This is a genomic window from Embleya scabrispora DSM 41855 (assembly GCF_000372745.1).
GTDB classification, from domain to species: Bacteria; Actinomycetota; Actinomycetes; order Streptomycetales; family Streptomycetaceae; genus Embleya; species Embleya scabrispora.
Genome location: NZ_KB889705.1, coordinates 25,969 through 50,244, shown reverse-complemented (window position 1 = coordinate 50,244; position 24,276 = coordinate 25,969). Strand labels below are relative to the sequence as shown.

General features: G+C 67.9%; 14 protein-coding genes and 1 pseudogene. 7 read left to right on the top strand and 8 right to left on the bottom strand.

What is annotated here, in order from left to right; genetic code table 11:
* The coding region (locus tag A3IC_RS0140500; protein ID WP_020555774.1) for an IS30 family transposase at positions 1-312 on the top strand (312 nt) is incomplete at its 5' end.
* Positions 313-431: 119 nt separating this feature from the next.
* Here the strand turns inward: A3IC_RS0140500 and A3IC_RS0140495 are convergent.
* The 6 genes from A3IC_RS0140495 to A3IC_RS59410 form a co-directional block, all read right to left on the bottom strand.
* Complete coding sequence (locus A3IC_RS0140495) at positions 432-767, bottom strand: hypothetical protein (protein ID WP_158696302.1); 336 nt, start codon at positions 765-767, stop codon at positions 432-434.
* A gap of 1,799 nt (positions 768-2,566) precedes the next feature.
* On the bottom strand, positions 2,567-4,453 hold the full coding sequence (locus tag A3IC_RS59420; protein WP_245599800.1) for a DNA cytosine methyltransferase: 1,887 nt from the start codon (positions 4,451-4,453) through the stop codon (positions 2,567-2,569).
* A 218-nt stretch (positions 4,454-4,671) separates the two neighbouring features.
* Positions 4,672-6,435, bottom strand: coding sequence for an AIPR family protein (locus tag A3IC_RS0140485; RefSeq protein ID WP_020555771.1), 1,764 nt, complete (start codon positions 6,433-6,435; stop codon positions 4,672-4,674).
* Positions 6,428-7,423: a PD-(D/E)XK motif protein gene (locus tag A3IC_RS0140480; RefSeq protein ID WP_079027003.1), complete on the bottom strand. Its 996-nt coding sequence runs from the start codon at positions 7,421-7,423 to the stop codon at positions 6,428-6,430. Before A3IC_RS0140480 ends, A3IC_RS0140485 begins: the two co-directional genes overlap by 8 nt.
* On the bottom strand, positions 7,411-10,251 hold the full coding sequence (locus tag A3IC_RS59415) for a Z1 domain-containing protein (protein WP_020555769.1): 2,841 nt from the start codon (positions 10,249-10,251) through the stop codon (positions 7,411-7,413). The genes A3IC_RS0140480 and A3IC_RS59415 overlap by 13 nt, the downstream gene beginning before the upstream one ends.
* Positions 10,252-10,277: 26 nt before the next feature.
* Positions 10,278-11,735 carry an ATP-binding protein gene (locus A3IC_RS59410; protein WP_020555768.1) on the bottom strand — a complete coding sequence of 486 codons (1,458 nt, stop codon included), beginning with the start codon at positions 11,733-11,735 and terminating at the stop codon, positions 10,278-10,280.
* Between the two features lie 1,102 nt (positions 11,736-12,837).
* Between A3IC_RS59410 and A3IC_RS0140465 the strand changes: the two genes are divergently transcribed.
* Both A3IC_RS0140465 and A3IC_RS0140460 read left to right on the top strand, forming a co-directional pair.
* On the top strand, positions 12,838-13,308 hold the full coding sequence (locus A3IC_RS0140465; RefSeq protein ID WP_020555767.1) for a hypothetical protein: 471 nt from the start codon (positions 12,838-12,840) through the stop codon (positions 13,306-13,308).
* A gap of 121 nt (positions 13,309-13,429) precedes the next feature.
* Positions 13,430-15,163, top strand: a complete 1,734-nt coding sequence (locus tag A3IC_RS0140460; protein ID WP_020555766.1) for an ATP-binding protein — start codon at positions 13,430-13,432, stop codon at positions 15,161-15,163.
* Between the two features lie 114 nt (positions 15,164-15,277).
* Here the strand turns inward: A3IC_RS0140460 and A3IC_RS71815 are convergent, their stop codons facing one another.
* Together A3IC_RS71815 and A3IC_RS71810 are read right to left on the bottom strand one after the other, a co-directional pair.
* Positions 15,278-15,823 carry a hypothetical protein gene (locus A3IC_RS71815; protein ID WP_020555765.1) on the bottom strand — a complete coding sequence of 182 codons (546 nt, stop codon included), beginning with the start codon at positions 15,821-15,823 and terminating at the stop codon, positions 15,278-15,280.
* A 148-nt stretch (positions 15,824-15,971) separates the two neighbouring features.
* Positions 15,972-16,580 (bottom strand): annotated as a pseudogene (locus tag A3IC_RS71810) (PIN-like domain-containing protein); the annotation flags it as partial.
* 726 nt (positions 16,581-17,306) lie between these two features.
* Between A3IC_RS71810 and A3IC_RS59405 the strand changes: the two are divergent.
* From A3IC_RS59405 to casB, 4 genes are all read left to right on the top strand, one after another.
* Complete coding sequence (locus A3IC_RS59405) at positions 17,307-18,353, top strand: tyrosine-type recombinase/integrase (protein WP_158696299.1); 1,047 nt, start codon at positions 17,307-17,309, stop codon at positions 18,351-18,353.
* A 613-nt stretch (positions 18,354-18,966) separates the two neighbouring features.
* Positions 18,967-21,780 carry a CRISPR-associated endonuclease Cas3'' gene (locus tag A3IC_RS0140430; protein WP_020555760.1) on the top strand — a complete coding sequence of 938 codons (2,814 nt, stop codon included), beginning with the start codon at positions 18,967-18,969 and terminating at the stop codon, positions 21,778-21,780.
* 182 nt (positions 21,781-21,962) lie between these two features.
* On the top strand, positions 21,963-23,579 hold the full coding sequence (gene casA / locus A3IC_RS59400) for a type I-E CRISPR-associated protein Cse1/CasA (protein ID WP_040877967.1): 1,617 nt from the start codon (positions 21,963-21,965) through the stop codon (positions 23,577-23,579).
* Positions 23,580-23,608: 29 nt separating this feature from the next.
* Positions 23,609-24,271: a type I-E CRISPR-associated protein Cse2/CasB gene (gene casB / locus A3IC_RS59395; RefSeq protein ID WP_020555758.1), complete on the top strand. Its 663-nt coding sequence runs from the start codon at positions 23,609-23,611 to the stop codon at positions 24,269-24,271.
* The last annotated feature ends 5 nt before the right edge of the window (positions 24,272-24,276 follow it).

The window sequence follows — 24,276 nt, the reverse complement described above, 5'->3', positions numbered from 1 at the left end:
GACCTCCCCACCGAACCGGCCCGCTCGGTGACCCGGGATCAAGGCAGCGAGATGAGCCGGCACGACGAGTTCACCCGCTCCACCGGCATCCCCGTCTACTTCTGCGAACCCGCCGGCCCCTGGCAACGNGGCTCGAACGAGAACACGAACGGCCTGCTCCGCCAGTACTTCCCCAAGAGCACCGACCTGTCCCTCNTCGGCGCCGAGGACCTCGCCTTCGTCGCCGCCGAACTCAACAGCCGCCCCCGCAAGACCCTCGGCTGGAACACCCCCGCGAACCTCTTCGCCAAGCTCGCCGCAACACTGGAATGACCACCGTGTTGCGACGATTGCTGGAATCCGCCGTTCGCCGCGGCTTGGCCATCGCAGCACCCCGCAGGGTCAGGTGTTGCAACCACCTTTAGAACCCAAGGCGTCCCGCCGGGGCCAACTCAAGACGTCATAGCCACCATGACACCGGGTGGTACCGGCGACAGCACCTGCCTGGTGCGCGCGTCCAAGGCGAGCGGTGTGGTCGAACCGCTGGCGCCCCGGTCCTTCCGCACTCCGTACACGACGGTGCCGACCAGTTCGCGCGGCACGAAGGGGAGTTCGTCGCGGCCCTGCTGCCACAGCGTGCGGCCGGTCGCCGGTTCCCACGCGGCGCACCGATCTCCGCAGACGACGGCCAGGGTGCCGGCGGCGTCGGTCCGGAAGACCGAGACCCCGTCGGGGACTTCGGGCCCGGTCGCGATCAACGCCCCGGTACGGCGGTCGTGCAGTCCCACGACCACGCCCATACCGCGTGGACGTGGGACTGCACGAGATCGCGACCGCGTCGACGCCGACCCGGCCCAGGACGACCGGACGCAGGCCGTGCGCGTACGCGGCCGGGTAGACGCCTGCGGAAGCGGGCGCGGCTACCCCGTCGGTGGACCATCGTCGGGTGCCGGTCGCGACGTCGTAGGCCGTCACGTTGCCCGGCGCGTCGGCACCGGGGCCGCCCTGGTCGGAGACGAGCAGCGTGTCGCCGAGGACGAGGGGCGATCCGCTGTAGGCGTCGGTGGGATCGCAGCCGCCGGTGGCGCACGATACGGTGACGCCCGCGTCGCCGCCGTCCGCCGGCGCGATGTGGACGGCGCGACGCGTGTTCTCGCGGGTGGGGGGGTGACCAGCCACCCGTCCACGACCGCGGTGTCGCGCGAGCCTGCGTCGGCCGGGGGCAGGTCCGCCCCGCCGATCCGTGCGCCATGTTCGTCCCAGGCGTCGACGCGCCAAATCGCGCTTCTCCGGCGTCAGCCCGTCGGCGGGGGTGACGCGCCGGCCTCGCGCCACGATCGCCGGACGCCCCCGCCAGGTCTCGGCCGTCACCGCGCCGTGGACCCGAAAGGTCCCGCGCGTCACCCCGGTCGCCGGATCCCGCAGCTCGACCCGCTGCGGCCTGGCGGCCCTCGCCGGGACGCCGAACTCGTGGCCGGCCGAGGCCGGACCGATGGGCGTGGCCACCACGACCGTCGAGCCCACGACGACCTGCGGCGCGTCGTCCTCGTATCCCTTGGGCGGCATCGCGATCGACCAGGCCGGGTCCCGGCCGAGACCGGGCAGACTCGGGAACACGGCGGCGGCTCCCGACGCGGGGGCGTGTGCGGCTGGGTCACGGGAGATCGCGTCGCGTGGGGCCGGGTCGGCGGGCACGCCTGCGCCGCGCCCAGGCCCGGGAAGGCCGCTGCCGGAATCGCATCCCGAGACCGACCCACCGCCCAGGAGCACGACCGCCGAGACCATCACCGCCCAGATCCGCCGCACGCGATCCTCCCCGTGTCCGTGTCGACGGCCATCGGGATCCCCTGTGTTCGATCCGGCCGACGAACGTGTGAACGGGCCTCGTCCCCGCAGCCGCGACAGCACACGGGGAAACGTCGGATCCCGTCGCCGCCCGCCCACATCACAGGAGGTGCCGACGGCGGCGCCGGTGTGACCGGGGACGCGGCCGGTCTCCCGCGTCCCCGCCCGACCCGACTGGCGAGGTGGCACTTGAACGTACGGGGCACACGGTGGTTTTTCCGGATCGACCTGACGGCCGGGGGTTTGCGACCGAACGTGGCGACGCGGAGTTCGAGGACGTTCCTCGGACGCGAGGTGCGGACGCTGGCCAGTCACCGCCGGCGAGAACCGTCGGACGACTCGGCAGCGGTGAGGATCGGTCCCAACTCGACCACCTGGCTCCGACGATGTGGCGGCCCGGCTACTCGCGTACGCCAGGTGGGGGAACCGGGTGATCCCATGCCGTACCGTTCGGACCGGGCGTCCTCGAGGCCACGTTTCCGGCGACGTCGGTCCGTTCGACTGCCGGCCCGAGCCCGCGGAGACCGACGGGACGGGCACCGACCCGGCACCGGCGGGGCCGGACAGCCTGCGGAAAAGGGGAGCCCCGGCAAGGTCGGAGAAGCACGTGGCGATCGAGTGGGGGCGGTTAAGCCGCGGCGGCCCGAAGTGGTCGACCCGCCGGTCCGTGACGCCCGTGCCAGCCTCGCGAGCGAGATCCGAAACGGGGCGACCTGCCCTCGGGCGCGCAATATGTCCTCGATCAGCCCAGGAGCGTCGCGCCCGTGTCCAGGGAATCCCTCTTCACGCAGAACGCGCGCAGCGGGCACGAGCCGCACATCGGGTCGGTCTCGCGGCAGTAGGAGCTGCCGATGAGTCGGATCGCGGCCATGCGCAACGGTGCCTGCTCGCCGGCTCCTATGATCTTCGAGAGGTCGACGCGTCCGTCGCTCAGACGGTTCGTCCGGTCCGATGCGGAGCCGGTGACGCGGGCGGCCACTCGTAAGGACCCCTGGCCGACCAAAAGCAGGTCTTCGCCGGTCAGCAGACGAAAGAGGGATTGTTCACCGGGGCGCATGTCCAGGGCGGTGGGGAGTTCCGCCCTGGTGATCGACCTCGAGCGTTCCCGCTTGCGAATGAGCAGTTCCTCGATTCCCCGCCGGGCCCGGTCGCCGTTGACGACGGCCGAGACGGCGATCAGGTCGCGTTCCGTCAGCCGTTGCCTGCCCCGCAGGGGCGCCAGTTGCCTGCCGACGACGGCCGGGGCCGTTCGGGCGGCGGTCAGCAGCGCCGACAGGGCAGCCGCCGCCGGGATCACGTCCGGCCCCGGCAGCACGGCCCAGTTCGGCCCCGTGGTCTCACGTACGGCCCATGCGGTCAATGCTTCGCGGACCCGGAGCCAGTAGGGGCGCGCCTCGGGCTCGGGCGGGGGCGCGGACGCGCTCGTGTGCACGGGCAACAGGGCCTGGGCGGCGGCCTCGCCCAACAGCGGCGGTACGGCGTTGCCGATCTGTCGGAAAGCGTCGCTGCGGTTCCCGGCGAAGCGGAATCGGTCGGGGAAGGTCTGCACGCGCGCGGCCTCGCGGACGGTCAGCGTCCGGAGCTGCTCGGGATGGATGTACCAGTATCCGTCCTTGGCGATGTGTGCGGTGATCGTGCGGCTGAGCTCGTCCCAGTCCAGTTTCTTGTACTTGTCCTTGAAGTGCTCGGAGTCGTAGCGCCGCAGGTGCTCGGGGACGTCGCGGTACGACGACTTGGAGTCCATCCCCGCGAAGATCTCCCGGTCGTCGTCGCGGACCGGGCGTGTCATGTGGTCGTGGACGCGCCCCCTGGGGGCGCCGGCGCGCATGCGGCGCGCGAACTCGGAGAGACCGGCCTTCGCGCGGTAGGCGAACTCCCGTTGTCCGGTGTTGCCTTCGGGCAAAGGGGGCAGGTCCTCTATCGCGTCGCGAAGGGTGGTGCGGCTGTGCGGCCGCGGCCACGGGAAGGCTTCGGCGTCGCGTCGCGCCAGCAGTATGAGTCGCTTGCGGTGTTGGGGCACCCGGTAGTTCCACGCGTCCACCAGCCGGACCTGGGTGTAGTAGCCCGCGTCCTCGAGCTCCTGCTCGATGCTGCGGACGACGAAGAAATCGTCGCTCAGGCCCATGTCGGGGACGTTCTCCATGAGAACGGCGCGGGGGCGCACCCTGAGGATGACGTCGAGGTAGGCACGCCAGAGTTCCTTGCGCAGATCGATGGCCTCGCGGACGCCTTCCCGCACCAGGCTGCGGATCTTGCTCCGTCCGGCGCGACTGAACGGCTGGCAGGGAGGTCCTCCGGCCACCAGGTCGATCTCGGCGTGGCTCAGGAGTTCGACGAGACGGTCCCGTTCGTCCGGGTTTCCCAGGTCGGTGCACAGCGACAGGCCGGGGAAGTTGCCCGCGTGGGTCTCGCGGGCGCGTTCGTCGTAGTCGGCGGCGAGGGCAACCGTCCACCCGGCCTGCTCCAACCCCAGGCTCAGTCCGCCAGCCCCGGAGAACAGGTCGACGGCCAGCCGCTCGTCGGGGGATCGTCGCGCGAGCCAAGCGGGGAAGTCCTCCGGCGTGCAGGCGTCCGCGTGCGGAGGGAGCTTGAGATAGTCGCTGCGCTCGAGGCGCACCCCGTAAGCCACGCTCCCCACCCTTCAACGAACACCGACGTCGAGCACACAGATCACACGCAAGGACCGGGCATCAACCGAGCCCGCGGGTCAAAGAGTGTTCGGAGAGTGGCCGCGCCGTCCGCGCGCGAACGCGGGGTTGCCCCGCGAACGAAACGATCTCCGAGGCACGCAGTATCCCGCATTCGAGCCGCTCACCGACACATGGTTCGTGGACGGACGTTCGACGACTACCCCAGGAACGTCGGGGGAAGTCCCCAGTCGGCGCCGACCACGGTCTTCCAGCATTCTTCCTTCTTGCACCATTCGGTGACATTCGCTCCTCCGGGCGGGTGCGTCAGGATCGGACGGATCGAGGCGAGCAGCCCCGGCAGCAGCGCGGCGATGTGTTCGGGCAGCGACTGCGATTTCCAGACGCGGTCCAGGTCGACCGCACCGCCGGCGCGGTCGACGAGGAGAGCGACGACATAGTTGGTGAGTTGGGCCAGGTATCCCTGGTGATCGTCGGCTGCGCTCAGGGCGCGGATCAGCTTCCGCGATTCCTCGAAGAGGATCGACTTGGCGACCAATTCCCTGAAGTAGGCGGCGGAGGGCGGCGACGCGTACGCGCTCACGACGTCCGACGTCCAGATCTGGAAGCATTTCTGACCTCCGCGGCTCACCAGGTGCGGATGCCGCAGGTACAACATCTCGTATTTGGCGACCTCCGTCTTGCCGAACCGCTGGGCCGGAGGGTGCTCTTGGCGGAACTGCCGTTTGCGGGCCTCCGTTCGCTGCTCGCTCAACGCGACCTGGTACTGCCCGCGAACGCGTTCGTAGTACCAGCGGGTCTGCCGTGTGCTTCCGCCGACGGCCGGTGCCCACAGGGCCCGCGACAGCCTCTCCAGCTCCACGTGGAAGGGGCTGTTCGCCTCGAAGTCGGCCTCACGGATGATGTTCTGCGAGTTCGCGTACTTGGAGATCTTCGGCACGAACTCGTCCAGGGCGTCGGCCTCCTGGACGATGGTGAACTTCGCGGGCACCCGGACGTCGGCCAGGTCGGCGCGATCGCGCAGCGACGTGTGGTGTAGGGACGCGGTGGTCTGACCGCCGTTGACGATCTGCAGGTCCACGAGGCGGGCGAGCATGATCTGGCCGTCGGGTCCCTCCTCCAGGCCGACGTCGGTCGCCGTGGCGGAGATGCCGTTGTTGTAGGCCAGGAATCGTCCCGGGGCCTCTCGCACGGTCTGGCTGATCGCCTTGTTGACCTTGCCGCGCGCCTGCAGGTAGGCGCGGACGTTGCGTTGAAGCAGCCTGCCGCCGTAGGTGTCGTACAGGTCGGCCAGCAGTTGGCCGGGCAGGACCGCCAGGAGGCAGTGGTACTCGCCTCCCCGCAGTGCCGGCAGGCACGGCACGGGGCCTCCGAAGTCCGCCAGGTCGATGACGATCTGTTCCTGTTGACGGCCGGATGTGGCGAGGCGGAACAGTCGTGCGATGTCCCAGAGTTCGTAGCTGGTGGGCAGGCCGGCGACCGTCTTCGCGTCGACGTGCGCCAGCGTGGTCCGGCCGTCGGTGAGAAGGAAGACCCGCATGCGTGTGAGACCCGGCCACGCCTTGTGGACGGTGTCCGCCATGTCGAACTGGGGACTGGTGTCCTCGAGCTCGGCGAGGGTTCCCGCGGCGCATTCCTCCGCGAAGGCCTCGACGGCGTTGAACGCCGTTTGCACGTCTCTGCGGGCCAACGCCGTCGCGCCGAGATCGGCGCGCACGATGAACAGGTCCAGCGAGGTGCCCCCGTCGCTGATCTCGTAGCCGTGGACCTCCAGCGTGCGGCGGCGGACCTGTTTGCGCAGATAGCACGGTGTGACGTCCTCGACCACGCCGTCGTTGACGAGGTAGTCGCAGACCACTTCGAGGAAGGCGTTGCGCCGGCGTTCCGCGGACTCGTCGGGAACGCGGTCGACCACGGCGGCTTCGAGGGACCGCGCGAAACCCTCCCACTCCGGTTCAGGCACGGGAACGCTCCCGGTTCGGAGGCGGCGCCAGTATGTCGCCCAGGGCGGGCTCGTCGACCAGCGCGTGCGCGCAGGTCGACAGGTCGATCGAATAGGACACGTTCAATACTCCGTGCGGAAGATCGGTCGGGGCGAGCACAGGAAAGTCGTTACGTACGCGATAGCAGTACCGGCGGGAGAGGCGGTACCGATCGCGTTCGTACCGCTCCCGATGCGCGTCCATCCATCCGGCTTGAAGAAGCAGGTTGTCCACCAACGGTCGATCCGCGCCCAGCGCGGGATGGGTCCTCACCTCCTCGACGAGGGCCCCCAGGGTCACACCGAGGTCATCGCGGGCCAGCACCTGATACACGAGGACCAGTTCCCGCAGGCCGAAGCGGTCCAGTTGACCGGCCCCGTTGATCATGCAGCGCAGCGTGTTCGCCGAGACGGACTTGACCTCCAGCGCCCAGTCCTCGGCCCGGAAGTCCTGGGCGGCACCCGTGGGCCCCACCCAGGACTTCGCCGCTCCCGCCCCTGTGAAGGGGAGCACGACGTCGCGCAGGACGAGCAACTCCCCGAGCAGCCCGATCGACTCCGCACGGCTGAGCCCGTCCCGGGGCCCTCGCCCCAGCATCGCCTGCCACGCCGTGAGCCTGGCGACCAGGGCGGTGGCGGCTCGATGCTGGGCCCATCGCAGATGGTTCAGGAGATCGGCGAGCAGCACACAGAACATGTGTCGGTCGGTGGTCGGCTGCGCGACGACCTCGAGCCTTCCCTCCCGGCAACGACACGTCAGCCCCGCGGCCAGTACCAGTTCCCGGTCGCCCAGGTTCTCGGTGCTCGAGACCAGCAGCGCCCATTCCCCATCGGGGAAGCGCACCTCCACGAAGATGTCCAGGGCGTGTTCGGGCAGGAGACGGCGCCGCGTGCCCCCCACGCCCCGAAGCTCTCCCGCCTGGGCCGCCTCGAACATCGCCCGCAGTGCCGCAGGAGTCAGTCCAACCATCGGTCGTCCCCCTGCGGATCCTCGTCCTCGACCGTCAACATCGTGACCAGCTCACGCAGATAGGTCTCGGTCACCCGATAGGACAAGGGCCTCGCCGTCGGGGACGGCGGGAAGGACAACGCGTAACCCACGAGCGGGAGCCCATCCGGGGCGCCCGTAACGCAGCCGGCCGTCTCGATGGGATAGACCAACAACAAGCCCTCGGCGCAATCACGCCGTCGTCGCAACTCTCGGCCACTGGGACGGCTGTTCCTCGGATCGCTCCGCCGCAGGGGCCCGCGCGTAGTGTCGGTGTCCGACGATGCGTGGGTCATCTTGCGTGCGTCGTCGTATTGATCCCGGGTCAGGCCGATCGCCTCGTGCACGGGACTCACCAGGACGCCGACCTCGAAGTCGCGGCCGACCTCGACCGCGCCCCCCACGGGCTTGCGTCTCACCAGCCGCACGGATTCCCCCGCGACCTCCAGGCGCTGCTTCGAGCTGCCGCCGGTGACCGCCACGGTCCACCGCACCAGTTCCCCACGAGCGTTCTGGCTGTGGATGTAGTCGATGAGGTTTCTCGGATTCGCCTGGGAGACCCGTCCCGGGCACGCGAAGCCGTCCAGGAATTCGATCACCGCCTGAGCCGGGACGTTGCGACGCATGAATCCCTGGCCCGTGTCGGGCGGCCGAAGCTCCGCCGGCACGATCGCACAGGGTGTGATCGCGTCGATCAGTGCGTCCAGGCGGGCCTTGTTGGCGCGTAGTGCCTCGGGACGCGTAAGCATGTGCAGTGTCTCCGCGCGCCGCTCCGCGAAGGTGAGCCAGATGCTCTTCGTGTTGCGCATCTTGGCCGCCGCGGTCACCTGGAGGTGTTCGTGACCGTCACGAATACGCAGCCCGACGTCGAGCGGCCTGCTACCCGTCTCGGCCAGCACCGAGATCAAGTCCATGAGTTCGCGGTTTGCGCGGGTGACGTGGACGTACGACTTCACGAGCTCGGGGGTGGTGTAGAGGCGCGTGACGTCGAGATACGCCGGTCGGTATCCGAACCAACGCCCCATCTGCAGCAGCGTGTCGTAGGTGCGGGAGGCGCGCAGGTAGTACGAGACGCTCAGGCCCTCCAGCGTCAGGCCTCGCGACAGTTTGTCCCCGCCCACCGCGACCACGGTGGCCGGCGCACTCGACTCGTACTCCAGGACGTCGGACGCCTGACCGTTGACCGCCTTGACACCCTCCGCGGCGTCGGACAGGACGTCCTGGACATGTGCCTCGACCCGATCGTAGGCGACCGCGGACCCGATGACGCTGCCCAGATGCCCGTGTACGGCGGTCAACTCCTCGCGCGTGGACAGGAAGTCCCGTTCCCATAAGGACCGAAGACGCCCCCGTAACCGCGTCCCCGCCGCCCCGCGGTCGGACCACGTGTCGTCCATGTCGCGCAGCCGTTCGCGGAGTTGCTGCACGACCGCGGCCTGCACGTCGGTGAAGCGCGTAACGTGTACGAGCATGGTGGCGTGGCTCGGTCGCGCCGTTCCCAGTTCCGCGCGGGCACGGCGCACCGCGGTGGAGAGCACGAAAGCGTCCAGCGCCTCGTCGAGCGAGGCGGGTAGCGACCTCGGCGGTACCCACCCCTTGGTGTGCCCCTCGGGCATCCAGCCCTCGTGGTCGGTCACCGGACGGTGCACGGGAAGCGGATGGGTCTCCAACGCCGCGTCCTCCGGCACCAGGCCGAACACCACCTCGGGACCCGTGTAGTTCGAGGGTGGCTTCAGCGCGACCATGAAGCTCTCGGGGAACAGGTCCTCGCCGTGGGTGGGATGGTCCGTTTCGGGAGATATGAAGATGTTGGCGAACGGCGTCGCGCTGTAGGCGACGTAGGTGCGCTTCTCGAACAACCCCAAGAGCTTGCGTATGGCCTGGTTGATCCTCGTCGGATCGTGCTCGGGGTCGCTTTGCGCGCGCTTGGCGCGGGGCCGCTTCGTGTCGACCGAGGCGTAGTCGGCCTCGTCGTCGATCACCAGCACGGGAAGGTCGGACAACCGCCCGTCCGGTGTCCCCTTGGCGAAGTCACCCAGCCACTTGGCCAGGTTGTCGAGGATTCTCGCGTTCTTCTTGACCACCGCCAACAGGCGCACCTGGCGCAGGTCCACCGGTGTGCTTCGGAAGACCGCGGACTGGAAGTCCTTGTCCCGCGAGGTGATGGACAGACACAGGGGCGGGCTCTTCATGCTCAGCGTTCCCACGCCGATGTACTTGGACTCGGCGGTGCGCTGGCGGGTGACGCTCGTGTTGAACCCGAGGAACTCCGCGTCCAGGCGGGCCTGGGTCTGGTGCCGCAGACTCTCGTGCGCGCCGGTCATCACGATGACGGCCCTGTATCCCGCGTCGACCGCCTTGCAGATCAACCCGGTGTAGTTTGCGGTCTTCCCGGACTGCACCTGGCCGTATACGAGCCCCTTGCTGCGCCATTCCCCCGGGCGCATCGGGTCCTCCATGAGCCCCAGAACGGTGTCGGTCGCCTCGTCCAAGGCCTCCACGGCCGGGGGCTTCCAGCCCGATCCGTGGGAGAGCCACTTCTTGTAGCGCTCCCAGTAGGCCCACTCCACGTCGTATCTGCGCTGGTTGAGCCACGCGTCGTGGTCCTGCGGATCCAGCAGCGAGATCTCCCGGGGCACCCACACGTCGAACCTGGATTCGAGTTCGCGAGCGATCTGTTCCGCCGAGACCTCGGTGTTCAGCGTCGACATCAGCAGCTGGGCCTTGCCGGCGATCTCCCGGATTCGTTCCGGCGTTCGATCGCGAGGGGCGACCTCCAACAACATGCTTTCGGCGAATTGGAGCGCCAAGCCTACGGATTGTGCGGTCAAGTGAGTCACGCTCCGTCTGCGGGGTCGTGGGCGGCGATCTGCTCCAACAACCGGGGGAATCGGTTGAACGGCTCGGAGGTGGCGAGGACCCGCAGGACGGCTCGCCTCATCGCCGGTTCGGCCGGCAGGGCCCCGAGCATGGCTTCCAAATCCGCTCGGGCCTGGTCCTCGGTGGCGCCTTCGAGGGATGCCTGCGGTACGCGAGTCATGTCGGCCTGTGCCTCCAGGGCGATGTACCCGATGGGCAGCGACGCCTCCACGAGTCTCAGGATCGCCTCTAGGGCGCCTGCGTCCGACGACTGCAAGGCGGCCGCGGTCAACGGGTGTCGCCGGTTGACCGTGTAGCACACCCGGCCGTCCGGACGGCGCACCTGCTGCCACACCACGGCGACCTCGGCCGCGCCCGGAGCGCCGGAGGACCCGGGCTGACGCCGACGAAAGACCCGGCGTGAGGCCTCACGCGTGTGTTCGGCCAAGGCGAAGAGGCGGTTCTCCAGCTCGGCCGGCGGGTGGACCCGCGATTTCCGCACGTCGACCTGCCAACGGGCATCCGCGGACGGGGAGATGTCGACGGCGATGCGTGCCAGGCGCGTGGTAGGTGTCTGCGTGAGGTCACGCAGTCCCAGCCATCCGCCCGCGGACACCATGCGGTCGCCGCGGTAGACGTAGAAGCCCTGTTGCGCGTTCCACCCGCGCGGTCCGGCGCCCGTCGCCAGTTCGGACTCGGTCAGCCTCGCGGGATGCGGGAGAACGTACGGCGTCACCCGCACGGCCTCACCGGCACCGCGGAGAAGTTCGGGACCGGTGTCCTGGGTGGCCATGAGGTCCCGCATGAAGGGATCCCAGGCCACACTCTCGCGCCGGCCGTGCGAGAGGCGCAGGCGCCCCGACTCCAGGAAGCGATGAAACCACATCTCCAGGCGGGCCCTGGTCCGCGCGAGGCGCCTGGCCAGGAGCGGGCCGTCGCCCGCGCGGTCCAGGTGGCGCCAGAGGACCATCGTTCCGATCCCGGTGAAACCGACCTCTTCCGCGATGCGAACCGCCTGCTCGTCCGCAGCCGTCAGGACACACCAATCCCCGGTGTCCCGGACGAGGTCCATGTCCCAGGAACGCACCGAGGTCGTACCGCCGAGGGTTCGGCTCATCACCGTCAGGTGCCTGCACTGGGAGAGCGAGGCCGTCTTCAACCCCAGACCGAAACGCCCCAGGTCGCTCTTGTCGCGGGGCCGATCCGGGCCGAGTCCGCCGAAGCGCACGGCCTCGTGCAACCGGCTCTCGGTCATGCCGCAACCGTCGTCCACCACCGCGACCCAGGCGCCGCCGGGATCGGAGGAGAACTCTATGCGCACTTCCCGCGCGCCCGCCGCGATGCTGTTGTCGACCAGATCGGCAAGGGCGGTCGACATGTCGTAGCCGAACGCCCGTAACGACTCCATCAGGGCGGACGGGTGCGGTGGCAGCACTTGACGCCCATCCGTGCCCGGCACGTCCCCCCGATCCCCACCCGAGTTCCCCGACGGCACCACGCGCGCCACTACTGCGGTGTGCGAACGTCGGTCATACCTGTCCCCGGGGTAGTCAACTGCTTACGCGCGAAAAACGCCATACCGTCGACGATTTGCGCCCTGCCGACGGTCGGTAGGCAGAATCTGAGCGCCCTCGACAGGCCCGGCGCGACGGCCCGTCCAAACACACCGACAACGCAAGACCGCCCGAATCGGGCGTCTTGAGTCGGGCTCCCGTGGTGCCGCGCGCAGATCGGATCCGATGCCGGAGTCGGTGCGCGGAGCCGGGTTCGTCACGGGCTCCGGGCGCGCCGGTCGCCGGATCCCGCAGCTCGACCCGTTGCGGCCTCGTGGCCCGTGCCGGGACGCCGAACTCGTAGCCGGCCGAGGTCGGATCGGTCGGCGTGGCCACCACGACGGTCGCGCCCACGACGACAACCTGCGGGGCGTCCCCCTCGTACCCCTTGGCCGGCATCGCGATCGACCAGGTCGGACCCCGCCGAGACCGGGCAGGATCGGGAACGCGGCAGCGGATCCCGAGGCCGGGGGCGCGTGCGGCGGGGTCACGGGAGACCGCGCCGCGTGGGGACACGTTGGCGTCGCGCCCCGGCTCCGGGAAAGCCGCCGGAATCGCATCCCGCGACCAACCCACCTGCGGTGAAGCGCTGGGCGGTGAGGTGTCCCCACCTGGGGGTAGAGCCGATCTCCGGGAATTCACCCTGACATGAAGCGGTACTTCGTCGCCGCGCACGCCGACCGACACTGACGGGTATGCAAGGAGTGCTCGAACGAATGGCGCACCACGGCGAAGTCGCTGCAAGGCTCCCGTCGGTACTCCCTCCCCGGAACGGGCACCAGGCAGTGGACTTGGTGAGAATCGTCCCGCCGGAAGCGCAAGACCTCATCTCCCCACCCGCCCTTCGTAGTTGAGGCACGAGCAGACCGAATCTCGAACATCGTCAAGGACCGGCCCGCGCGGTGCCCGTCCCACCAACTTCAGATCCTCCACAGAACGCGACCGCGTCCCACCGTACGGGGGACGCAGTCAGACTCAGGAGACGTGTTGCTCACCGAGCAGGCGCAGCGTGCCCTCACGCTGCTTCAATGCCGTGCCAAGAGGCACTGCGAGATGTACGAACTCGAGCGCATCGACCGCGCCTCGGACGAGGTCATTCGGCTCAACGGCACCTCGCCCGCGCCCTTCCAGGTCCGCAGCGCCCTGGCACACTCCGGGACCGTCCTGCGTGAGCGCCGTGCCCTCGTGCCGGTTACGCCCCTGAGCGAGATCCGGGCGCATCAGGAACCGAGCTGCCTGGAGGACGACTTCGCGACCGTGGAGCTCCGCGAGTGGTTGCAGACCACCCCCACGTTCACGCACGAGGAACGCATTCTAGTACAAATGCTCACGATCGACCCGGACATCGCGGTACTGGCGGCCGCCTTCAACATCAGCCCCTGTCGGATGCGCGAGCGCATCTCCCGTCTCCGCGCGCGGGCCCGCAGGGCCTACGCCCGGACAACGACCTCATGAAGACCTGCGGCTGCCGCGAACTGATACGGCAGCATGCCCTCGCCTTCCCGAAGAACGGCACAAAATCCACTACAGCTACGGCCTACCTCGTCAGTGGAACGTCGTCGACAAGGAGCGCAACGTGAGCACCGACTCCACTTCCCGGCTCTTCACCCCATCCATGCCACAGGCAGATATCATCCAGGTCGCCAACGCATTGGAGTCCATGCGCGACTCCGGCTTCGACCTCACTGCCGCAGTCGGGGAGCCGATCGACAATTCCGTAGAGGCAGGCGCCAATCTCATCCGCGTCCTCGTGCGGTACGAAACGGACAGGCGCTCCATTAACGCGATTGCGTTTGCCGACAACGGCCGGGGCATCGAAGCCAGCATCGTCGCCTTGGTGCTGTCCATGGGCTTCAGCAACCGATATGGGCGCCGCCGCGACGGTCTGGGACGGTTCGGAGTCGGCCTCAAGCTTGCCGGTCTCAGCCTCGGCAGGCGCATCGACGTCTACACCAAGCAATCAGGCGACGACGCCATCAGGCATGCCCATCTAGACCTGGAGGAAATCAAGAACGAGCAGCAGACGCACATCCGGGCACGTGAGCTCGACGGCTGGCCCGACGAATTCGCAGCAGCCATGACGAACACAGACGGCACCGCCTTCGACTCCGGCACACTCGTGGTGTACGGAAAGATCGATAAGCTCAGGGACGGAGGCACCTTCGGCACGAGCCTCACCGAGAAGTTGGCCGACCTGCGCAACTTCATCGCCCGCGCCTATCGGAAGTTCCTGGACGCGGGATTGAGGATCGAGCTCGACGGAACCGACGTGACTCTCTTCGACCCGTTGTTCCTCATGGACAACCCGCGCATCGTCAAGAAATACCCCAGGGCCGGCCTCCTGGGAAAGGTGATCGACCGGGCGAAGATCGAGATCGCCGATGGCGAGAGTATCGAGGTCACTGTCACCATTGCTCCCGTCGAGTTTCGCTGGAAAGAGGGTGAAGGCGGCAAATGTGACAACAACGGTCGCGATATCCGAGAGTTCCACATCCCGGACAGTGCCGGGAAGATCAGCATGGTCCGCAACGGGCGCGAGATCAACTACGACATCGTGCCCAAGCTGCTTCCGGCTGGCGTGGACAAGGTCGACCGTTACATCGGTATCGAGGTGACATTCCCCGCCGCGCTGGACGACTTCTTCCAGGTACGCAACGTCAAGAGAGGTGCCGTGCCGGTCGACAAGCTCCGGGCGGAGCTCCGTGAATGGCTCAAACGCCCCGTCAGGCTTGCCCGTCAGGAGATCCGTCGTCACTGGGGCGAGGTGGCGACATCGGACTTGGCCAAGGCCAAAGAGCACAGCTCGGCAACGCAGGCCGCGTCACGCGCCAACAGGACGTCCCCGATGGGGCAGGCCGGCAAACAATTCACCAAGGAGGACAACGCACGGATCGTTCAAGAGATCCTTGAGGACCTCGGCCTGGCCGATAACCAGGAAAAGTCTGAGGAAGTCCGCAAGCATATTCAGGAGAACCCGTTCACGCTGATGGACGGCGGTTGGCCGGGAAAGGAAATCTTCGAGATCGATCATCTCAACGAGAAGGCCATCGTCCGTCTGAACCACCGCCACATCTTCGTGCGTGACATCTACGACCGACTCAAGTCCGTTGCCAAAGCAGGAATCAACGGCAGCGAGGTCGACGACCTTGTCGCCTTGATCCGTGAGACTGTAACCGCCCTCGACCTACTCTTCCTTGCCTATGCCAAGGCCGAGAACATGCATCGCGACCCCGCCGTCTTCGATAATCTCCGCTGCTATTGGGGCCAGTCGACCCACGCGTTCATGCGCGAACTTCCCGACGGGGAATGACCACCGTGTCGGAGGCCACGCCGGACATCCGGCGTGGCCTCCGACACGAGTGAGAGCAATGGTGGGGCAGGTCTCCCGGAAAGTGGGTCGAGTCCGGCCGGAAAGGGCGCCCGGTCAGGTCGACAGGTCGAGCCTCTCGAACCAGCGCAACAGCAGATCGCATTGCGTGGCGCTCACCTCCAATTCGGGATGGCTCATGAGACGGATTTTAATTTCGGTGGTCTCGAGTCCCTGCCGAAACATTTGCTGGGCTTCGACGGCGCCTTCGATTCTTTCCAGGAAGAGAGCGCAGAGCAGTGTGGTATCGCGACTTCCGACGAACCTTCTTCCGGAGGCCGTCAGGAGGATGCGGTCATCGTGCACGACGGCCAGCCCGAGCGAGACCAGATTCATCAGACGCCTACGGGCCTCCGGAATGAGCGTGACACTGGGGAAGCATTCCATGAATTTCCCTATGCACGCGTCGAGCAGTGGGTTGTCGTCCACCATCTGGGCCATCGTCCAGAATGTCTCGACATAGTCGCCGCTGTTTTTTCTGGGAACCTGGGCGAGTCGATATCGGGGTTTCCTCGTGGAGTTTCGCAGCCGGATCGAGTCGGCCTCGGCCGATTCGATGCGCTGCAGGGCGGCCACGTAGTCTTCGTCGAACTTCTCTTTCAACGAGAAGACGTCGACTGACGTGGCTCATGAGCACACTGGGCCCGACTATGAAGAGTCTTTGTCCGGTGACTGCGCGAAGCTCGTCGACGAGTTCGATGCGGGGAAGCCGCGTGGGTTTCCGGGACACGTGCTGCCACCAGTCCTCCTTGCGGTCTCTGGTGACGAAGAGGACGTCCGTCTTCCGGTCCAGTGCCTCATCGAGGAGCTGCCGCCAGACCAGGTAGTCCCCGGCCGCCTCCGCATCACCCTTCTTTCCGTCCTCGAAATCCTTGTAGCCGGGTGGAATCCTGGCGTCTGCCCGCTCCTTTGCCCGGGCGATCTCCTCGGCGTGGCGCTGCTCGTCGAAGGGACGTCCGACCCGCCCGTCGAGCAGGGGCTCCAGCTTCCTGATCACCGGGTCCGTGTTGGTGTCGCGCATGCCGAGGACAGTGGCCCGGTCCGCCTGTTCGCGGAGGATCCTGTCGAGGTCGCCGTAGATATCCTCGATCCGGCCGAGTGCGTCGTAGAGGGGTTTGGAAATTTCCCCGTTGCTGCCGGCGTGAACACTGGCGACCCACTCGTCGATGACTTTTCTCGAATTGCCGATGGACTCTTTCAAGGATTCCCGCGTGATTGCTGACTTCTTCTCGTGGTACGCGACAAGTTCCTCGCCCTAACGATTCCGCCAGAATTCGACAATCACCTGTTGTGGAATCCAGATGCGGTCTTTCAACGTATGAAGGACCGTCATCATGTCCTTGCGAACGCGGGCATTCATCCTGTAGAGATCCAAAAGAACGTTCGTATCCAGGGCAATCAATCCCCGGCGAAGAACGCTTTCGTAGTCGGCATCGCTCGGTGTTCGATAGGCCTCGAACCCGTCGAACAGCCCCTGCCCGTGCACCACGACATCCCCCAAGTCAGATCGTCGAAACACTTCATGATTCCAGACGGCATCAACGGAAAGAAATCGATATCTCATCGGACGGAGAGCCCGGGCGGCAGACGACTCCCGGGCAGTTCACACGAAACGCGCCGCCGATCATGCAAGCTGGATTTGTGCAATGTGGACACGCGGAGGCTGACCCACCTCCCGGCGGGGATCCTCAGGGTTCCGGACTGTCTCCCTGCACAGAGAGTCCGCAGAGGGGCATCCGTTCTCACGAAGCGAGCGGGGCTTCGCTCTCGTTGCTTCTGACAGAAGACATTCGAGTTCGAATGACTTCTGTCTCGCGGACTCGCGGCTTTCAGGTCCGGTAACATGCATTACCGGACCTGAACCTGTCGGGCGGCCGATCGGAGGACGCAACATGCGCGTGGACGTCGATCTGTGGAGACGGTTCGGCGAGCGACGCGGTCGTCCCGGCTGGGAGGGGGCGCAAGTCGCATTCGGGGGGCTCGGGGCCGTGAGCGCCGACGGGCGCTTCCTGTGTCGGCGGGTTGCGGCGTCCGGGGTTCGTCGTGAGCGGCGGGCGGATGTGTGCGGCGGGTCGAGGGCGGCGCGGTGAGCGGGGGCGAACTCGCCCCGCGTAGTGAGTCGTTGGTGGAGGCCGAGGTTGTCCCCGCGTATGGCGCGGCCGACTTCGAATTGCCCGACGAGACGATCCGGCGGGTTCTGCGCGGGCGTTCCGGGGAGACAGTGCGCGCCTACACGCGGGACTGGGAGGCGTTCGAGCGCTGGTGCGCGACGGCCCGAGACCGTGCCGGGCGGCCCGCACCGCGGGTCGCGTTGCCCACGACGTGGGCGACTCTGGCCGCCTACGTCACCCACCTGGTCGTCGCCGACTACGCGCCCTCCACCATCCGGCGGGCGATGTACGCGGTGTGCGCGCGTCACCGCGCGGACGGGGTGCCGATCCCGGACACCACCACCGCGCGCAAGGTGATCGACGACCACCAACGCGAGCGCGCCGACCGGGGGTTGGCCAAGCGCAAGGCCCCGCCGCTGCGCGTCGACGCTCTGCGTGCTGCGGTCGCGACGTGTGACACCACCGCCCTGTCGGGCCTGCGGGACCGAGTGATCCTGGTCCTGGGTTTCGCGCTGATGGGGCGCCGCAGTGAGATCGTCGCGCTGGACCTGGATGACGTGAGCGTGGAGGAACGCGGCCTGCTGGTACGCATCCTCAGGTCCAAGACGGACCGCAGGGCCGAGGGCGTCGTCGTCGCCATCCCGCACGGACGACACCCCGACATCGATCCGGTGCGGGCCGTCTCAGCCTGGTGTACGGCGCTGGCTGAACGCGGCGTCACCACGGGACGACTGATCCGCTCGATCGGGAAGGGCTCGAGCCAGAGCATCGGCTCCTCGCTCAGCGATCACCACGCGAACAGGATCGTCCGCAAACGCGCCGTCCTGGCCGACGTGCCCTCCGCGTACCTGGTGACCGCACACTCCCTGCGCTCCGGCGGCGCCACCGCCGCGGCCGACGGAGGCGCCTCCGTCCACGACATCGCGGTCCACGGTCGCTGGAGTCCGAACTCGCCGGTCGTCCATGAATACGTGCGCCGCGCAAGGCAATTCCACGAGAACGTCCTCGATGGCGTGCTGTGACCGCGGCGCCGGGATGAGATGCCCGGGCGTTCCCCGGCGGTAGCGCGGATCCGGGTCACCGATCCTGTCATCGGGGCGGGTAAGTATGGGCGCCATCCGCATGCTCATCCGGGGCGAAGGCCCTGTGTCTGGTCCGTGCGTTCCGGCCCCGGACGAACATCCATCTCGGAGCGGCGCGTTGAGCGGCACCCGCCCGTATGGGCCATCGCTCGGGACCGCAGTGGCCCGGCCCACGATCTCGGGGGTGGCGATATCGATGACCGGGCGATATCGCCGGGTCCCGGGAACAAGGTGGCCCGGACCGAAGTCCGGGCCGTGGGTTGGGACTACTGCCCTGACCACCACTCCAGCAGGATGCCCGCAAGCACCTTGCCGACGAAGGAGCCGGCGACCAGCTTGAGGAACCCACCGCAGCGGTTCTGGGACTCGTTCATGTAGACACCTCTGGGAGATTCGGTGCCACGGGCCGGCTGGACCCGCGGGGCGGTGTCACTGGCCGTGGGGACGCATCCCCTGCCGTGTGGCGCCGGATCTCCTCGACCCACCGTCGACTGTACGCCAAGTACTCGCCGTTCGCCGCCGGTTGGCTCATGACGGCTGCTACAACACTCGCATGGAGATCACCACCGAATGTGGCGTCGGCGCCGAGAACAACCGCTGCCACCACGGCAATCCCCGGCTCCTGGACGTCCGCCTATGGGGCAAGGAGCAAGGCATGAAGCCCCCATACCCGGTGGTGTGCCACCTCGTCGACACCGGCGCTTACTTCGCGGCCTTGTGGGAGTCGGCTGTCGGCCCGCGCATGCATGCCCGGATCGCTCTGGCCTTGGGGTTGTCGGAGCTCGATGCCACGCGAGAACTGGCCTTTTGGGCGGCGCTGCACGACGTGGGGAAGATTTCACCGTCGTACCAGCACTCAGTGCGGAAGGGGTACCCGGGGTGCTTCGAGAAGGTATTCGCCGACCGCCGCTACTGGAACGGCACAGGCGGCACGGACAACGGCGCGGGCCCACACGGCAAGATCACGCACTGGACCCTGCCCGGGATTCTCGAACAGCTGGGCTATCCGCCGGGTGATCCCGAGGGGCCGGTCGGCGACCGGGTCGGTCACGCTATCGGGCAGTTGCTCGGTGGCCACCACGGAGTCTTCCACCCGCGGATGGACCGTCGGCAGTTGAAGCATCCGGCGACGTTCCTACCGCAGGCCGGGAAGGGCAAGTGGCCTGAGCAACGCCTGCACCACGTCCGTGTATTGCGCACGCTGATCGCGCACGACGGCCCGGTACCCACCGGAACTCTCCCGGCCGAGCTCGCGGTCGTGGTGCTCGGCGCGGTGATGGTGGCGGACTGGATGGCCAGCGACAAGGAGTCGATCAACACGGTGCGGCGTCTCGAGGACGAAGAGTGCTGCTGCAGCAAAGCCCTTGCGCAGCACTGGGAGCGTGCCCGGGAGGTGGCCCGGACCGGGGTTGAGCAGCGAACTCTGGGGCAGTGCGGATTCGCCACCCCGGCGAGGGAGAAGCTGTTGAGTGCGGCCGGGTTCCCGGACGGCTCCGTGCACGGTCGGCTCGCGCAACAGTTGCTCACAACGACCGAGCCCGCAGGTCCCGGCATGCTGCTCGTTAGCGCTCCGGCTGGGCCCGCCCGCCGGCGGCTCGGGCTGGTCGCGGCCTCGCGGTTGGGCCGGGCGTCCGGGGCTCGGGGTATTGCTCTCGCCCTGCCGGAAGAGCTTCACCTCGATGAGGCGTCGGGAGAGTTGGCGTCGTTGGCGGGCATGCTTTTGGAGGGCTTCGGTACGCTCACCCGTCTTCACCAAATGGCCTTCGACAGCGATCCCGAGTCGGCCTCCGAGGAGATCCCCGAACTCAGCTTCGACACGCCACAGGCCCGGGCCGTCGCACAGCAGTGGCTCACCCTGCGGCGGCGCGGGCTACTGGCTCCCCTCGGGGTGGGCGCCCACGACCAATTCCTGCCGGCCGTCCTGCCGGTGCCGGACAACGCCGTGCGGCTCTTCGCACTCAGCGAGAAGGTTCTCGTGGTGGACGACGTGCGTCCGCAGAAGCCCCGGCTGCATCAACTCCTGTGCCTGCTCGTGGAGTGGCTGGCGGCGCTCGGGGCATCCGTCGTGCTGCTGACCGACACCCTGGCCGGCGCGAGTGCCCATCGCTTGGTGCAGGCCTATCAAAGGGGCGCGCGACTGGCTCGGGGAACGCGGAGCGGACAGGAGGGCGCGCGCTCGTCGGCGGAACTGCCACAGCCGGGTTGGCTGCATGTCGACGGACAGGACGGCGCGGTCACCGAATTCGCGGTCGATCCTCCTGCGGACTCGGTTCTGCGCGTCTCCGTGTCCGAAGTCCACCCGTGGCCCGGCGGCGCAGACACGTACGTGGACTCCGTCATGCGCGAAGTCGGGGACAGCGGCTCGACCCTCGTGTGCTGCAGCAGTGAGGAGGAAGCCCAGCGGACCTTCCGTGCGCTCGAACATCTGCATCGCCGGCGCGCGATGCCCCGCGAGCTTCGGCTGCTGCACTCGCGCTTCCCCCGATATCGTGTCCGCGAACTTGTGGCGGAGTGCACAGCAGCTCACCAAGACCCGGCGCAAGGCGATTCGGTGCTCGTTACCACCGCTTCCTTCGCCGAACATCTCCCCTTCCGCTTCGAGTGGGTCGTCACACCTGTGGTCCCGCTGCCCTCGCTGCTGGCCCGTGCCTCCCGCGGTCGGCATCTACTGCTCCTGGGAAGCGAGGCACAGGCCGATTCGCCGATGGACCGAGCGCTGAGGCAGCGCACGATCCGAACGCTCCGTTCCCACGGTTCGGAACTCCTTCTCCCCGATCACGTCGAGCGGTTGATCCGCCAGGTGTACGACTCGGACAGTTACCTGGCCACTCTCGACGACGTATCGGCTGTGCGGCAGCGCCGACTGGACACCGAGGCCCACGGCCACGAGGCCAGGCTGCTGCACGACGCCAGGCTCACCGGCATCCCGAGCCCGGCGGACGTTCACGACGACCTGTATGCGCTGACCCGGGCCGAGCGCGGTCTCACCGAGGCGCATCTCGCGGCCACGATGGGGTTCGAGCAGGCGTATGTTCTGTGCGTCCACCTCCGGGACAAGACCGCCTACCTGGATCCGGAGGGGAAGGAAAAGGTGCCGTTCGTGGGGGGCGACAAGCGTAGTCCGGCCGTGGCCGCTCTGGCCCAACATACGATCTCGGTTCCGGCGCACTGGGCGCCCGAGGGCGGGATCTCGGCGCAGATCGGCCGCGATCGATTCGACAACATCAAGTACAACCACTGGAAGAAGCGGACATGGCTGAACCACGTGTACCCGGTGGTGGTCAGCGGAGCCAGCGATACCTATACCGGACTCCTCGGGAGCATGCGGCTCGAACTCACCAGGACCGGCCTGGTCAGACTCGGTTGATTCCCCGAAACGGGCCGCGCTGCGAGCCGTGACCGCTTACGATCTCCGACAACCAACGGCTACGGAAGGTGCCCTCGACAGCACCATTGGTGCGCGCCATTCCGACGAGACGGACTTGCCGTGCGGCCCTGCGGGACGGAAACGAACAGGAGACCGGGAGAACTGTGGAAGTGCCACAGGCGATGAATCTCTTCGACGAGCCGTGGATCCCCGTGCGCTGGCTCCCCGGCCAGGATGGCCCCGAGTCCGTCGGTTTCCGGGGGCTTCTGGAGCGTTGCCAGCACATCGAAGCCCTGGATGTCCCGCTTGCCGCCGCCCAGTCGGCGCTCCTGCGGGTGCTGTACGCGCTCACCGCGCGGGTCACCAAGCTCGACCAGGAGCGGCGGCACTACGAGGATCAAGACGACCAGGATCGGGACGCCCAGGATCAGGACGACCGGGATCGGAACGGCGACTGGATGCACCGGCGCGCGCGCATCCTGAAACACCGCGCGTTGCCGCAGGGCGGCATCGAGAACTACATCTCCCAGCGTCACGAGCGATTCTTTCTCTTCGACGACGCCACCGGCCGTCCGTGGCTGCAGGACTCGCGTCTGGCGGACGAGTGCACCGAGTCGACCGGCGTGAACAAGCTGGTGATGACCCGGCCTTCGGGCAACAACCACTCCTGGTTCGGCCACGTTCGCGACAGCGCCCCGCGCCCGCCCTCCGCAGCCACGGCAGTGCCGTACCTGCTGATGTGGCACTACTACGGCGCTCCCGGCAAGTGCACCGCCCGCGCACTCCACGGGGAGCGGATCTCCGAGGCCAAGCGCGGACCGCTCTTCAGCTCGCTCTCCTACCACCCGGAAGGGGACTCGTTACTGGTCACCCTGCTCGCCGGGCTCGTGCGGCCGGGGACAGAGGTGCGACGCGAGGAAGATCTGTGCCCCTGGGAGCGGGACGAGCCGACCGACCCGGCGGGCGCTCCGCCGGTGCCGGTCGGCCCCTGCGGCTGGTGGACGGACACCTCGCGGCATGCTCTCCTACTCCAGCCCGATGCTCGCCGAGAGCGCGTCACGAACGCCCGCATCACCTGGGCATACCGCCTCCCCGGAGCCTTCGACGATCCGTACCTCATCTGGGAACGCAGGCTCGACAAGAACAAGCCGGGGGAGGAGATTCGCACCGCCCGGCGGGCCAAGGCGAACCGAGCCCTGTGGAGGGACCTGGACGGTCTGCTGCTGCACCGGCCGCCGGAGGCCGACGGCGAGGAAACCACGCTGGAGCCACCAAAGGTGTTCGCAACGGCGGTAGAGCTCACCGAGCAACTGCGCGTCCGGGCACTCGGCTTCGATCAGAACAAGGCCAAGAACACCCAGCTCGTCAGCGGACTCACTTCCGCGACTGTGGGCCACCTGTCCGATCGGTTCCCCGATGCTCAGGTCGCGGTCGGTCGCTTGCGCAGGCTCGGTGAACGGTACGGGGAGAACCTCACCGAAGCGGTACGCAAGGCCTGGGCGCTGTACACGAGGGGCGATCCCAAGCACGCAGGCAAACTCGTCCCACAGGCCGAGGCCCTGTACTGGCCCGCTGCCGAACGTGAGTTCTGGATTCGCTTCGACCACCTCGATCGCACCGGCAAGGACCCCGATGGCGGCTTGGACATCCGCGCCGCGCGCGACGCCTTTCTGGGACTGGCCCGCGAGGCATATGCGCGCACGACCGAGCCGCTCACCCGCACCGTCCGCGGCAACCAAGCCGTGCTGGACGCCCGTGGCCTGCTGTGGATGACGCGCCCTGAGCGCAAGAACAAGTAGTCACCACCACGCCGATCGGAAGGTGCCCCATGACAGAGGTCCGCGATGCCGCCACACGGGCACGCCGCACCGAACACCTGAGTTTCGTACGGGAGATCCGGCGGTTGTGTGCCGATAACCCCGGGGTACACGCGCGCCTGCGCCGCGGCGTAGGCAAGGACATCGACCAGGTGACCGGGATGCATGAGTTCGTCGCGCACTGGCTGCCGGACAAGCGGAACCGGGAGCGGGACCGCGCCTACTACGCGATCGCCGCGCTCATCGCCGACCAGCCCCGCCACGTTGTCCGCGGCCGGCCGGCGGATGACACGGAGGTGGAGCAGCCGATCGATACCTACGGCCCCAGCTTCGGCCACACCCTCGCCGAGGCCGTCCTCAACGCTCCCGCACAAGAACGCTCACGTCGGCGCGACAGTACCCGCAGGCGACTGGACCTCCTCGTCCGCCAGAGCCCTACCGGGCTGCACCGCTACCTCCCCCCGGCCACCCGCCTCCTGCGCCAGTACGAGGTCGAACCCGACTGGGCCCAGTTGCTGAACGACTTGACCCGCTGGCCCTGGCACGCGGCCGACATCGGAACCCGCTGGCAGCAGGACTACTTCCGCGCCCTCCACCGTGACGAGTGGAAGACGAAGGACCAAACCGACGTCGCCCAGGCCGTGCCTCAGCCCGGATCGTCGTCCACCGCCTGACCGCC